This window comes from Sphingomonas sp. UBA978 (assembly GCF_002292295.1).
In the GTDB taxonomy this organism is placed as follows: Bacteria; Pseudomonadota; Alphaproteobacteria; order Sphingomonadales; family Sphingomonadaceae; genus Sphingomonas.
This window is the reverse complement of record NZ_DBBS01000010.1, coordinates 74497-88658: the sequence shown is the minus strand read 5'-3', so window position 1 is coordinate 88658 and position 14162 is coordinate 74497. Positions and strand designations below refer to the sequence as shown.

Sequence of the window (14162 nt, the reverse complement as noted above, 5' to 3'; positions counted from 1 at the left end):
CCCCCGATCAGGATCGTCCGTCTGTTGTGCAATGGGGTCATCCCCGATGGTCCTTGTCCGGACACGGATTGCTCCGTGTCCGGCAAATGTTCAGCACAGATTGGCGGTGTAGGTGGCGAAATCGGCGTGATAGGTGTTGCGGGCGTAATCGCCCATCACGTCATATATGACATAGTCCGGCCTGACCGACGGATCGGCGGCGAATCCCGCCTTGGATTGACGGGCGCGCATCGGAAACTCGATCGCACTGACGTCGTTGGCCTGGAAACTGAACAGGGCGCAGCCGCCGTTTATCAGGCGACCGGCATCGGGATTGGGAACGATCGTCATCGTCTTGCGGCCATGCGTCTGCGCCCAGCGGATGGCAGTATGGGCGCCGGCCGTCGCTGCGGCCGTGGCCCGGCCGTTGTCCGCGGGAACGCTGGCGCTGACGATCGGCATCTTTGCGGCATCGGCATGTTGCGCCTGCGCATCCGCCCAGCACTGCAGATATTGATCGATCGTCAACCGTGTCTGAAAGGCAAGGATGCCGGCGTTGTCATTCTCGTTGATGTCGAGTTCGCCGTCGTTGACCTGTGGAATGACGTTCAGCCCGGTCAGATTCTGGTCCTTGGCGTAGACGTAGCAGGTATCGGCGCCATTGTAGCGGTACTTCGGAGCGTTATACAGCGCCTTGGTTGCGAAGAATTTCAGATAGAAATGGTTCTCAACGCCGAACGCCTTGATCTGGTCGGCGGCAAGCTTCAGGATCTTGGGGTCCTGAATGTCGAGCACGACCATGAAGCCGGCGTCGTCCAGGATCTGCCTGCGATAGTTCTTCAGGTTGTTGAGCAACGAATACAGGCTCTGGATATGCGCGATATCGCCGGTCACGCGCGTGTTGTTGATGAGCTGCGCGTTGCGACCATAGTTCTTGAGGTAGACATTGCCCCACGTCGCCGACGGGTGCGCCGCGAAATGGACCGCCGGGGGCGGCGACTGAAGGCGGAGCCGGACGTCCACCGCGTTCATCTTCCCGCCCGCGCCGTCATAGGTGGTCGCACGGTTCGCCACGAAATCATGCACGACGAGCAGATTGTCGCTGGCATCCAGACGCAGGTCCAGCTCGATGCCGCGCAGCCCCATCTCGTGCGCGCGCACGACCGCGTAATAGGAGTTTTCCGACAGCGTCTGGTTGGTATCGACGTCGTGATAGACGCCGCGGTGGGCGATCACCTCCGATGCCCATCCGGCACTCGGCACCAGCATGGCCGCGACGCAGGCGAAGATACCGGTCATTCTCGTCAGCAATGTCATCCGTCAGTCCTTCATCGATGGTGTCGCATGGCGTTGGCAGGCGCAGGTCATCAGCCGCTGGGCATGCCGGCCTCCTCTCGCAGCGTCGAAGGGTTCAGCGTTCGGGGACGAAGACCGAGGGGACGGGCGGTGGCGCGTCCCGCGGTGCTATCAGCGCGCCGGTGTCGGGGTCGTAGCGGAAGGTTTCGCGGATCGTGTCGGTATCGACGGTGAGGATGCCGTGCGCGATATCGTCGTCCACCGTGATGCGCCGCACGGAATGGCCGGGGCAGGCGATTGTGGCGCCGGCGTCGAACCCGCCCGTGCCGATCGGCCGGATCAGGCACGGCGCCTCCCCCGCGCGGCCGAGATCGAGCCAGCCTTCGGGCGTGATGCGATGGGTGTAGAACGCCCGACCGTCCGGCGCGATCGTCGTGAAAGGCTGTCCGCGATCGTAGCGGAGCGGTGCGCCGGCAAGACCGCTGGCTCCGGCGAGATTGTGCGTCAGCAGGCCGTCGGCGCCGATATAGTAATGGCCGATCTGCGTCCCCGTATTGGCCGGCCAGCGCAGGTGCATGTGCATGTGCGGCGGGGAATCGATGTGGGCATGGGGGGCATTGGTGTCGAAGCCCATGATCTGGATCCGCCCCAGATGTTCGCGTTCGGCCTCTTCGCCGAGGCCGAGCGTCCGCACCACCTCGCGCTGCGCGAATTCCAGCGCGTTCGCCGCGCGGCGCTGGACGACGGGGAAATCACCGGTGGCATAATCGCCGGCCCGCCGCGCGGGATCGGCATGTTCGAAGCGCAGCACCATGCCCGGTTCGACGATATGCGTCGCGACTTCCGCCGCAGTGATGGCATCCCGCGCGAGCGGTGGCAGCGGCACGATCGTGCGGTCGCCCTCGCTGCGGAAGGCGATGTCGCCGCCCTCCAGTATCACGCGGCGAACGGACGCGGGCGATCCGGTGAACGCCAGTTCCAGCGACCGCCGCCGTGGTACGCTGAGCGCGATCACCGTCTCGCGCGCGTTCTCGGCATTGAACAGCGGCGTCGCGATCGGCGTGCACGCGGCACAGGACGCCGGGTCGAAGCGCGCGACCGGCCGCCCGGCCGATCCGCGCTTCACGAACTTGAGCACGACGCGCACGCGATCGGCGGGCGCGCCCTGTCCGGCCGAAGCCGGTGCGGCGGAGAGGCACAGCATTGCTGCGATCGCGGCGATAACGGCGGGCGCCCTCACAGCTTCGGCTTCCACGACAGGCCCAGCCACAGGGTGCGGCCGACGGGGAAGAAGTAGTTGAGGTATGCGCGGCCCGGCCCCTGACGGACGACGAACGGTTCCTTCGTCAGATTCTGCACCTGTCCGACCAGCTCGACACCCTCCTGCACCGTGAACCGGGCCTGCACGTCGACCTGCTGGCGGGGCTGCTGATACAGATCGCGCGTCGGCGTATCGCCGTCCGCCGATTGCAGCGCGCGGCCGATCCGGTTGTACGATGCGCGCAGCTCGACCGGACCGGTCGCATAGAACAGCGTCATGTTGGCGATATAATCCGGCTGCTGGATCAGCCCGCTGGTCTTGCGCGTGGCGGACAGGCCCGATGCGATGCCGGCGGCGCTGACCGGCTGACGATAGGAGCCGTCAAGCAGGGTGAAATTGGCGTTGAAGCCCAGCCCCGGGACCGCGGCGATGCGGTCCATCGTATAGCCGACCTCCAGCCCCTTCACCTTCGCCCCGGCGGCGTTGCGCGGGGTGCTGACGAACACCGTCTGGTAGGTGACGCCTTGAAAGGTCGTCGCCGGGCCCTGCTGGCTGCTCGTGAAGATCTCGTTCCGGATGTCCTTCGCGAAGGCCGCGACCGAGATCATGCCGGCGGGCATGTACCATTCGTAGGAGAGGTCGTAGTTCCACGCCTCGCGCGGCTTCAGGTCGGGATTGCCGGTGCTGACCGTCAGCGTGCCGTCGGTGCCGATCCCGAACGACGTGCGCGCGGCATATTGGCTGTAGTCGGGCCGGCCGATCGTCTTCGAGATACCCGCGCGCACCCGCATGCCGTCGCCGAGTTGATAGGTGGCAAGTGCAGAGGGCAGCCAGTAATCATAATCGGTCTTCCGCCGAACCGCCTCATAGGCCGTCGCGCCGCGGATGGTCGGCGCCTGGTTGGTATCGATGACGAGCTTCGTCGCGTCGTAGCGCACGCCTGCCTGCACATCGAAACGGTCGGCGCGGAACAGCGCCTGGGCATAGGCGGCTTTGGTCGTCTCCAGATCGCGGAAGTCGTCTGCCGCATTGTTGGCGATCTGGTTGGACATGGTGAATGCGCCGCGGTTCGCCCCGAACCGCTGCCATGCCGCCTGCCGGTCGATCAGCAGATACGGCACCGCCGGCGTCAGATAGGCGGGCGGCTGCTTGCCGTGGAGGATGCCGCGCATCGTCCCGATCGTCGCGAGGCCGGCGGCATTGGCAGAGACATATTCGGCATAGCGCTGGTCGTAGGACAGATCCGTGCGCGTCACCGCCGCGCCCATGTTCGCGCCAAAACCGCGATCCTCGGCCGCCGCGTTGATGCCGAGATTGACCTTCGCGAAATCGACGGTGAAATCGAGGTCGCGATTGATACTGCGGAAGTAGAGCGCGCGATAGCTGTCGGGATTGCTCGCCGCCGCGGTATCGTTGAGCGTCAGCCGCGGGCGCCCGTCGGCGATGGTGTAGCGATATCCGAATGCCGGCAGGAACCCGGCCTGCGCGGTGCCGGGGCGCGGGTTGGTGTCGTATTTTATCATCTCGCGCAGTTCGCGATATTCCGCCTTCGAGCGTGCCAGCGTCGTGTCCAGCACCACGCCGCCCCCGAAATCGTGCCGCCCCCTGGCATCGATCAGCCAGGTGTCGCGCGTGACCGGCTGATAGGTCAGCCCCTGTTGCAGGTCGCCCTGCGCGAACGCGCCGCTCGTGGCGGTGACGGCGGTCGGCGCGCCGGTCGGCAGCGTCAGGATTTCGTACCGGGTCTCGGTATCCTTGTCGTGGTAATAGCCGCCGAACAGCGACAGCTCGGTCGCGTCGTCGGGCCGCCATTCCAGCTTCAGATTGCCGCTGAGCCGGGTGCGCATATTCTCGAAGAAATAATCCTGGTTGCGCACCGGCATCAGCAGGCCGGTCGACCGGTTCGGGAAGGGCGTGCGGGCGCCGGTGGCGGTGAAGTAGGACCAGCCTGCGCCGTTGCTGTCGCCGGGCAGCTCGGCACGCGCGGTGGAGGGCAGGCGCTGATATTCGACCGAAGCGACGATGCCGAAATCCCGGTTCGCACCGAACCGCATCGCGCCGGTCGCATCCGCGCGGATCGCGGGGCCGCCACTGCGGACCAGCTTGCCGGCGGTGTCGTTGTAACCGCCATTGGCGTTGACGACGAAGAAGCGGTCGTCACGCCCGTCGAACGCGCTTTTCGACACGATGTTGATCTGCCCGCCCAGCGCATGGGGATCATATTGCGCGGTGACGCTCTTGATCGCCTCGATCCGCGAAACCAGCGAGGAGGGCAGCATGTCGAGCCGTGCGCCGCGGAACACCCAGTCGGGCGAGGCGAGCGGGATGCCGTCGATCGTCACCAGATTGTATTTCGGGTCGAGGCCGCGGATCGTTGCGCGCTGGTAGATATCGCGATTCTTGGTCGGATCGGCCCCGCCGACCACCGACACGCCGGTGATGCGCCGGCTTGCCTCGACGATGTTGAGGTCGGGCAGCCGGCCGACGTCATCCTGCGACACCGCGTCGAGGATGACCGCCGACTGCCGTTTTGCTTTCGTCGCCGACCGCTGGGACGAGCGGAAACCGGTGACGACGATCTCGCCGCCTTCGTCCGTGGCGTCCGGTTGCTCCGGCATGGCCGTGGTGGCGGTCACCTGCGGCCGGGCCGATGCGGGTGCAACGATCAGCAGCGTTCCTGCGAGCATCGTGCCGGTGAGCAGGCCGCGCTTACGTGTCGAATATAGCATATCGAGTCGATTCCCCCTGTACGGGGCCTTTATATACCCTCTTGTATGATATTAATTTGACAGTCGGCGATCATTGGCGGAATTTGATCGCGGCCGTTAATCACGGCGGATGAAAAGGGACCTTCGATGAAGACCGCCTCCGTTTCCGCCCGGGCGCGTATTGTTCTCGCTGCGATCCGGCGACACGGCAGCGTGTCCCGATCGGTCCTGATCCGCGAGAGCGGCCTGTCGGGCACCGCGATCTTTCGTGCGACCGAGGAACTGGAGGCTGCCGGACTGGTGCGGACCGGCGATACCGTCGCCATCGGGCGGGGACAGCCGAGCAACGTCATCCATATCGTGCCGGACGCCGCCTTCGCGCTCGGCTTGTCGGTGATGACCGATCGCGCCGACGTCGTGTTGCTCGACCTGGCGGGACAGGTGCGGGCGCGGCGTGAAATCACGCTACCGGGGATGCCGCGCGCGGCCCTGCTGGATGCCGCGGTCGCGTTCGGCACCGCGACGGTCAGGAATCTGGGTGTGGAACCGGCGCGGCTGCAGGGATTGGGCGTCGCGGTCGCCGGCTATTTCGTCGCGCCCGATACGGTCAATCCCGCCGCCGAGCTGGACGACTGGGCGCTGGTCGACCTGCAGGCGGCGGCCACCCGCCAGATCGCACTGCCGGTCGCCATCGAGAATATCGCCAGTGCCGCGGCGGTAGGCGAACGGTTGCTGGGCACCGGATCACGCTACGCCAGTTCCTGCTACGTCAACGTCGCGGCCGGCTTCGGCGCGGGGATCATCGTCGACGGTGCGTTGATGCGCGGACGGCATGGCAATGCCGGCGAGATAGCCGGCCTGTTCGCCATGACGGGACGCGCCACCCCGAACCTGACGACCTTGCGCGACACGCTGACGGATCACGGCGTCGTGACCAACGGGATCGCCGACATGGTGGCGCGGTTCGATCCGGCATGGCCCGGCGTCCAGCAGTGGCTCGACCGGCATAAGGCCAGCTTCTCCTACCTGTTCGGCGCCTTGCGCTACACGCTGGACTGCGAGGGGATCATTCTCGGCGGCCGGCTGCCCCGCGTCCTGGCGCACCGGATCATCGAGGCGGTCGATTGGCCAGAGCGGCAGTTGCCGGTCCGCCGCGATCGACCGGCACCGGCAACAATGCTCGACGTCGCCGTTCTGGCCCCCGATCTTGCCGGCCCTCTTGGCGCCGCCGCCCTCGTATTTCATCGCAACCTGTTCGACTGACGCGCGGTAACAGCACCAATACCAGCGCAATGCCCCCGATCGCCACGAGGGACAGGACCATCAGCACCGATACGGGTGAATGCGGATCGGCCAGGGTCGTGCGATAGGACGAGCCCGTCAGCGCCCGGCCGAGCACCAGCATCGCCGTCGCCTGCGAGAGCTTCGACACGGCGGTGAACGATCCCACATAACCGGTCGCCCGCCCCGCGGCGGCATGGTTCATCATCGCCGCCCACAGGATGAGCGACAGGCCGCCGGTCGCGATGCCGAACCCCAGGCCGGCCAGCACCACACCCGGCGCGGCGGGCCAGAGCAGTCCGGCTCCCGCCACGCCCGCTACGACGGTCATGAGGATGAGGGTGCCGGTCGCCGGCACCCACCGCCGCGCGACCAGCCACAGCGGCTGGCTGGTGATGCCTCCGATCGCCGCCCACAACATCAAATCCGCGCCGTGGCGGGTAAATGCGGAATAATAGGGCTCCAGCGTCCTGAACAGGGCGACGGCCGTCGTCAGGACGACCAGCGCGGCGAGTACGCCGACGAACGACAGGGACGGATCGGGCTCCCGTATGGCCGTCCGCGTTCCGTTCATGACGACGGTGCGGTATCGCGTCAGCCACCATGCCGTGCCGCACGTCGCACCGGCAGTACCTGCGGACCAGATCAGCCAGGCCATCGGATTCCACATGCGAACCAGCATCGGCGCGACCATGCCCGCAACGGTGACGGCCGCGAGACCCGAGACGACGTTTCGCCAGGCAAGCAGCGCGAACCGTTGGTCATCCGTCAGGTCGGATTGGGCCACCAGCGCGTTTTGCGCCACATCGATCAGCGGATAGCTCGCCCGGAAGCCCAGCAGCATCGCCAGCGCCCAGAACGGCCGAACGACAATGCCGACCACCGGCGTCGCACAGAACAGGAAAAAGAACAGGCCAGTGATCGCCGCGCCCCACACCTGGAGGCGAAGGGTGACGTCGGGACCGACCCGGCGGCCGCTCCAGCGCCGACCCAGGACGGCGTCGATCAAGCCGTTGAGCGCCAGCGAGGCGGCGAGAATGACGCCCATCGCCGCAGCGCCGATCATACAGATCTCGGTCAGGAAAAACGCAAACAGCAAGGTACTGGCATGCCAGATCTGGCTCTTGCAGAAATGCGCCGCAAGATAACTGATCTGTGACGCGACCGGCCATCTTGCGCCTGCCAGGGCCGACAGGGCACGCATTCTCATCGGCTTCTGCCGGGAGTGGTCCGCCGTGTCGCCCATCATCACCCAAGCATTAGCGCCATTGTATGCCGGTTTTGTGAAGGCTTCGGTCTTTGACGCCATTGATCGTCACCGTTCCCCTCTGTCCGACAGGCGATCTTCGTGTTGCGTGTTTCGGCCGGCCGTCACGTCAGGACCGGTCGCTGCGCGCGTCGCGATCTGCGCGTGTCGACGTACCCCGCCTCGCTATAGCGCCTCACCGCCGCGGGAGACGGCGGAACCACGCACCGGACGCTGGCAGGGGCTTCAAGATCGAACGGTCCGCTGCCTGACCGTCAGGGTCCGGAGACACGCCTGCGGTATTGTTGCCAGCCCGCCATTCCATCGATGGTTCGCGCCCTCCAGTCTGCGGCTTTACTGATTGTGCTGGCGCCAGCTTCCGTTGCCGGTGGTGGCCAAGAGGAAGCGGTTGGCGTCGATCAGCTCGCAGGATGTCTCACGCGGCCGTCGGGACCCCGGGGAACGTCGATATCGATGGACTTCACGGACCCTGCGGCGGGACCAATGGCGGAGACGGAGGGATTCGAACCCTCGGTACGGTTTCCCGTACGACGCTTTAGCAAAGCGTTGGTTTCAGCCACTCACCCACGTCTCCGGTGCGGCAGAAACGGGGCTATAGCGGCGGTCGGCGGCCCGATCAACCGGGCTGGCACCTGCGATCGAACGTAATTTCGCGGCACATCGGCGTTCGTTCATTGCCGGGCAAGCGCGAGGCTGGTTAACGTCGCCCCGCCGGCGCGGTCGCGGGGGCCGGAGTTGCGAAGGGGGACGGCATGCGTGTGATCGGATTCGGGATAGCCTTGGCGGGCCTGCTTGCCGGGAGCGCGCCGGCGCAGGTGACGACGATCGATCCCAATCGCGCGATCGACGGCGACCTGTCCGCCCCGGTCCGCCCGGCGCCGCGCGCCACCACGCCCGCGCCGGACCGGCAACAGCCGCCCGCCCCCGCCTTCGAATCGGCCCCCGTCCCCACCGTCGCCTCGCCCGCGCAGCAGGAGGCGCGCGCCGAGGCGACCAGCCAGGCCGCCGCGACCTATCAGCGCGAGGACCTGCTCGCCGCGGGCGAGGGCGTGTTCGGCAAGGGCGCCGCCGGGCTCGCCGGCATGCTCGAAAAGGTGCTGAAGGATCAGGGCCAGCCCAATGCCTATATCGCCGGGCGCGAGGCGGCGGGCGCGTTCGTCATCGGCCTGCGCTACGGATCGGGCATCATGAGCCACAAGGTCGAGGGGCAGCAGCCGGTCTACTGGACCGGCCCCTCGGTCGGCTTCGACGTCGGCGGCGACGCCAACAAGGTGTTCGTGCTGGTCTACAACCTCTACGACACCGAAGAGCTGTTCCATCGCTTCCCGGCGGCGGAAGGACGGCTGTACCTCGTCGGCGGGTTCGCCGCGACCTATCTGCGACGCGGCAACATCGTGCTGATCCCGATCCGCCTCGGCGTCGGCTATCGCGCCGGCGTCAACGTCGGCTATATGAAGATCACCCACACCGCGAAATGGATGCCGTTCTAGGCTGAGCGCCAGGGCGGCCACGTCCGCCCGCCCGGCGCCAGCCCGGCCGGCGGGCAAGGCCCGTCCGACGACGCGGGCCTTGCCCGCGGCGCCACCCCCACCTCTACCCCGCGAACCGCCACCCCAGCGTCTCGCCCGCCAAAAACGGCACCACCTCGCCGATCCGGTCCGGCACCACGACCGTATCGCGCACCAGCGTCACCGTGCCGTCGTTGAGCGGGAGCCCGTAGAAGCGCGCGCCATGTTCCGCGGCGAACCCCTCGAACCGGTCGAGCGCGCCCTCCTCGTCGAACACGCGCAGATACGCCTCCAGCGCGAACGGCGCGTTGAAGATCCCCGCGCAGCCGCAGCCCGATTCCTTCGCGCCGACCACGTGCGGCGCGCTGTCCGTGCCCAGAAAAAAGCGCGGACTGCCCGACACCGCCGCGCGCCGCACCGCCAGCCGATGCGCCTCGCGCTTCAGCACCGGCAGGCAATAGGCATGCGGCCGCAGCCCGCCGTCGAAGATCGCGTTGCGGTTGATGAGCAGATGCTGCGGCGTGATCGTCGCCGCGATCGGATGCGCCGCCTCGGCCACGAACGCCGCGGCTTCCGCGGTGGTGATATGCTCGAGCACGATCTTCAACGCCGGATAGTCGCGGGTCAGCGGGGTCAGCACCCGCTCGACGAACACCGCCTCGCGATCGAAGATGTCGATGCTGCGATCGGTCACCTCGCCATGGATCAGCAGCGGCATGCCGATCCGCTGCAGCGTCTCGAGCACCGCGGTCAGCGTCAGGATATCGGTGACGCCGTGCGCGGAATTGGTCGTCGCATGCGCCGGGTACAGCTTGCACGCGGTGAACACCCCCGCCGCATGGCCCGCGGCGATCTCCGCCGGGTCGCTGTGATCGGTCAGGTAACAGGTCATCAGCGGGGTGAAGTCGATGCCCTCGCCCACCGCCGCGCGGATGCGATCCCGATACGCCGCCGCCATCGCGACGTCGGTTACCGGGGGCGTGAGGTTGGGCATGATGATCGCCCGGCCGAACTGGCGCGCGGTATGGCCCGCCACCGCCTGCAACATCGCGCCGTCGCGCAGGTGGACGTGCCAGTCGTCGGGGCGGCGGATGGTCAGGCGGTCGGTCATGGCGCCCTCCTACCGATCGCATCGGCGCACCGCCACCTTGGAAAATGCGCCGCGACACCTAGGTGCAGGACATGCACGCCACCACGCTCACCGATCGCGCGATCGTCCGCCTGTCCGGAGAGGACGTCCGCGGCTTTCTCCAGGGCCTCGTCACCAACGACGTCCTCGGGCCGCTGCCGGTCTGGGCGGCGTTGCTGACCCCGCAGGGCAAGGCGCTGTTCGACTTCATCGTCTGGGCGGACGGGGACGACGTGCTGCTCGATGCCGAGGCGGCGCAGGCGGACGCGCTGGCTCGTCGCCTCACCCTGTACCGGCTGCGCCGCGCGATCGCCATCGCCCGCGACGACACGCTGGCGGTGCACTGGTCGCGCGACGGCGACGAAGGCGTACCAGACCCGCGCCTGCCCGCGCTCGGCCGCCGCTGGATCGCCCCCTCCTCCGCCCCGGCGCAGGGCTGGCGCGAACACCGCCTGTCGCTCGGCGTCACCGAAGGCGTTGGCGAGCTCGGCAATGGCGAGACGCTCTGGCTGGAATGCAACGCACGCGAGCTGCACGGCGTCAGCTTCACCAGCGGCTGCTATATCGGGCAGGAGAATACCGCGCGCATGCACCACCGCGCCAAAGTGAACCGCCGGCTGGTCGTCGCGCCGCTGACCGAAGCGGGCAACCGCACCCGCGCGACCTATCCCGACCTCGGCCTGATGATCGAACACCGCCGGGTCGAGGCTCTCGGCGACGCCCTGATCCCCGACTGGCTCGCCGCCGCGCTCGCCGACGATCAGCGCCCGACGGCGGTATAGGCGAAACCCGCCGCCTCGACATCCTCGCGGCGATAGACGTTGCGCAGGTCGACCAGCACCGGCGCCGCCATGATCGCCTTCAGCTTGGCGAGGTCGAGCGCGCGGAATGCATCCCATTCGGTGACGATCACCACCGCATCCGCCCCGGTCGCCGCCTCATAGGCATCCCTGCAATAGGTCAGCTCGGGCATCATCCGCTGCGCCGGTTCCATCCCCTCGGGGTCATAGGCGCGCACCGCCACCCCGGCATCGGTCAGCGCCTGCGCGATTGCGATCGACGGCGCGTCGCGCATGTCGTCGGTGTTGGGCTTGAAGGTCAGGCCGAGCAGGGCGACGGTCCTGCCCTTCGCCTCGCCGTCGCCATCCGCGGTCAGCGCGTGCAGCACCTTGCGGCCCATCGCGCGCTTGCGGCTGTCGTTCACCTTGACCACCGCCTCGACGATATGGACGGGGCTTTCGAAATCCTCGGCGGTCTTAAGCAGCGCCAGCGTGTCCTTGGGAAAGCACGAACCGCCATAGCCGGGGCCGGCGTGGAGGAACTTCTTGCCGATGCGGTTGTCGAGCCCGATCCCGCGGCTAACGTCCTGCACGTTGGCACCGACCGCCTCGCACAGATCGGCGATCTCGTTGATGAAGGTGATCTTGGTCGCGAGGAACGCATTCGCGGCATATTTGATGAGCTCGCTGGTCCGTCGCCCGGTGAACAGGATCGGCGATTCGTTGAGATAGAGCGGCCGGTAGACGCCGCGCATCACCGTGCGCGCGACTTCGTCGTCGGTGCCGATCACAATCCGGTCGGGGCGTTTGAAGTCGCCGATCGCGGCGCCCTCGCGCAGGAATTCGGGATTGGAGACGACCTGGATGTCGACGTCGGGGCGCGCCTCGCGCAGGATCGCCTCGACCTTGTCGCCGGTGCCGACCGGCACGGTCGACTTGGTGACGACGACCGTCGGCCCGGTCACCGCCGCGGCAATATCCTCGGTGGCGGCAAAGACATAGCTGAGGTCGGCATGACCGTCGCCGCGGCGCGACGGCGTGCCGACCGCGATGAAGATGGCGTCAACGCCCGCGACCGAGGCGGCAAGATCGGTGGTGAAGGTCAGCCGCCCCGCCGCGACATTGCTCGCGACCAGTGCCTCGAGGCCCGGTTCGTAGATCGGCATCCGCCCCGCCTTCAGCGCGGCGATCTTGCTCTCGTCCTTGTCCACGCAGATCACGTCGTGACCGAAATCGGCGAAACAGGCGCCCGACACCAGGCCGACATAGCCCGAACCGATCATCGTGATGCGCATCGATACCTCTTGGCGACGGGACGAACCCCGGACCGCCGCTCTCTACCCCAACAGCCGCGGATTGCCAGCATCCCGCATCTGCAACGCGCGCAAAGGGTGCGACCGGAAGACAATCGACACGCCGCGAGATCCACCCACATCCCCTTCAGCGCACCATCGTCGCGCCTTCGCGTCTTCGCGCGAACCTCTTCCGGCCAGCGGATCCGGTGACCGGCGGCAGGTTGTGTTCACGCGAAGACGCGAAGAGAAACGGGGAGAAAGCTTTGGTTCGCGCGGAGGCGCGGAGGACGCAGAGAGAGTGAGCCCGCCGCGGCGCGGCCCGTCCTGTCGGACCGCGAAGATGACAGAGCCGCGCAGCCCGAGGCGGCACACCTCCGCGTCCTCCGCGCCTCTGCGCGAACACAATCTACCGGCGTCATTCACGCGCCATAGAATGCGCACTCCCGCCCGCGCCGCAGACAAACAAAAAGGGAGGCCGGCACGTGCCGACCTCCCGATCTGTATTCCAACGGTAGACGTAGGTCTTACTGACCTGCGCCCGGACCGTAGGTGACTTCCACGCGACGGTTCTGGACCTCGCGGACACCATCGGCGGTGTCGACGCGCGGACGGCTCTCGCCGAACGCTTCCGTCGAGATCACACCATCGGGGATGGCGTGCGACGTGAGATACGCCTTCACCGAGTCCGCGCGACGCTGCGACAGGCCGACGTTGTACGATGCCGAACCCGACTTGTCGGCGTGGCCGGCAAGCATGACCTGCGCGTTACCGCAGCTCTGGTACTGGCTGACGGCGTTGTCGAGGATCGAACCGGCCTCAGGCGTGATGTCCGACTTGTCCCATTCGAAGAACACGATGAACGGACCAGGCGAGCAGACCGGAGCTTCCGGAGCCGGCGCGGGCGCAGGCAGCGGAGCCGGCGGCGGCGTTTCGACCGGCGGCGGCGGCGGAGGCGTCGGCGAACCGAAGTTGTACGTCACGCCACCCAGGATGCTGTGCGAACGGAACCGGCCCTCGAAGGTACGGTTGGTCACGTCCACCAGCTTGACGTTGTCGGCGTTGAAGAAGCGATACTTCAGCGTCGCGTCGATGTGGTCGGTCAGCGGAGCGCGCACGCCCGCCAGGCCCTGCCAAGCGAACACGGTGTCCGAATCGTCGACGAAGTTGCCGCGCGTGGTGAGCGCGTAGTTCGCCTTGACGCGAGCGACACCGACACCGCCGCCGACGAAGCCCTGGATGCCGTCATCGTCGCCGAAGTCGAGCAGGCCGTTCAGCATGAAGCTGAGCGCCGAGGTCTTGCCACCGGCATAGTCATAGGTGCCGGCCGGGGTCGCGACGATCGCGCCGGCTGCGTTGTAGCGCGGCGTGGTCAGCGTCGAGCTGTAGCCATCGACGGTCGCGCTCTTGTAGCCGACTTCGGTCTCGACGCGGAAACCGCCGAAATCGTAGCCGATGACGCCATCGACGTCATAGCCATAGTCGTGATCGACAGTGGCCGCATTGTTGGTTGCACCGATATCATAATCGATGTCTTCGACGATCATCGCACCGCCTTCGATGCCAACGTACCACGACTTGTCGCGGGCGAGGGCAGGAGTGGCGAGTGCGGTGGAGGCCAGTGCCAGAACGACGGCAAGCTTCCGCATAGAAGTCCCCTTT

Annotated in this window: 9 protein-coding genes and 1 tRNA gene; 3 read left to right on the top strand and 7 right to left on the bottom strand. The window is 67.0% G+C overall.

Annotated features, from left to right (window positions below; genetic code table 11):
- Positions 1 to 90: 90 nt before the first annotated feature.
- The 3 genes from B2515_RS04485 to B2515_RS04475 all read right to left on the bottom strand — a co-directional run bounded on the left by B2515_RS04485 (position 91) and on the right by B2515_RS04475 (position 5223).
- On the bottom strand, positions 91 to 1296 hold the full coding sequence (locus B2515_RS04485) for a glycerophosphodiester phosphodiesterase family protein (RefSeq protein ID WP_293874171.1): 1206 nt from the start codon (positions 1294 to 1296) through the stop codon (positions 91 to 93).
- Between the two features lie 94 nt (positions 1297 to 1390).
- Entirely contained in the window at positions 1391 to 2515 is a 1125-nt protein-coding gene (locus B2515_RS04480; protein ID WP_293874169.1) for a hypothetical protein, read from the bottom strand.
- Positions 2512 to 5223, bottom strand: a complete 2712-nt coding sequence (locus B2515_RS04475; RefSeq protein ID WP_293874167.1) for a TonB-dependent receptor — start codon at positions 5221 to 5223, stop codon at positions 2512 to 2514. The genes B2515_RS04480 and B2515_RS04475 overlap by 4 nt, the downstream gene beginning before the upstream one ends.
- Before the next feature lie 168 nt (positions 5224 to 5391).
- Between B2515_RS04475 and B2515_RS04470 the strand changes: the two genes are divergently transcribed.
- On the top strand, positions 5392 to 6507 hold the full coding sequence (locus tag B2515_RS04470) for an ROK family transcriptional regulator (protein WP_293874164.1): 1116 nt from the start codon (positions 5392 to 5394) through the stop codon (positions 6505 to 6507).
- Between the two features lie 1769 nt (positions 6508 to 8276).
- Here the strand turns inward: B2515_RS04470 and B2515_RS04465 are convergent.
- Positions 8277 to 8366, bottom strand: a tRNA-Ser gene (locus B2515_RS04465).
- Positions 8367 to 8544: 178 nt separating this feature from the next.
- Between B2515_RS04465 and B2515_RS04460 the strand changes: the two genes are divergently transcribed.
- Positions 8545 to 9282, top strand: coding sequence for a DUF1134 domain-containing protein (locus B2515_RS04460; protein ID WP_293874161.1), 738 nt, complete (start codon positions 8545 to 8547; stop codon positions 9280 to 9282).
- A gap of 103 nt (positions 9283 to 9385) precedes the next feature.
- Here B2515_RS04460 and pyrC read toward each other — a convergent pair whose 3' ends face one another.
- Entirely contained in the window at positions 9386 to 10411 is a 1026-nt protein-coding gene (gene pyrC / locus B2515_RS04455) for a dihydroorotase (RefSeq protein WP_293874158.1), read from the bottom strand.
- Positions 10412 to 10482: 71 nt separating this feature from the next.
- Here pyrC and B2515_RS04450 point away from each other — a divergent pair, with 71 nt between their 5' ends.
- The gene (locus B2515_RS04450) at positions 10483 to 11211 is read left to right on the top strand and encodes a folate-binding protein (protein WP_293874155.1); all 729 of its coding nucleotides are present in this window, start codon (positions 10483 to 10485) and stop codon (positions 11209 to 11211) included.
- Here the strand turns inward: B2515_RS04450 and B2515_RS04445 are convergent.
- Complete coding sequence (locus tag B2515_RS04445) at positions 11190 to 12503, bottom strand: UDP-glucose dehydrogenase family protein (RefSeq protein ID WP_293874152.1); 1314 nt, start codon at positions 12501 to 12503, stop codon at positions 11190 to 11192. The two genes, B2515_RS04450 and B2515_RS04445, sit on opposite strands and share 22 nt — an antisense overlap.
- Before the next feature lie 524 nt (positions 12504 to 13027).
- Positions 13028 to 14149, bottom strand: coding sequence for an OmpA family protein (locus tag B2515_RS04440; protein ID WP_293874150.1), 1122 nt, complete (start codon positions 14147 to 14149; stop codon positions 13028 to 13030).
- Positions 14150 to 14162: the final 13 nt, after the last annotated feature.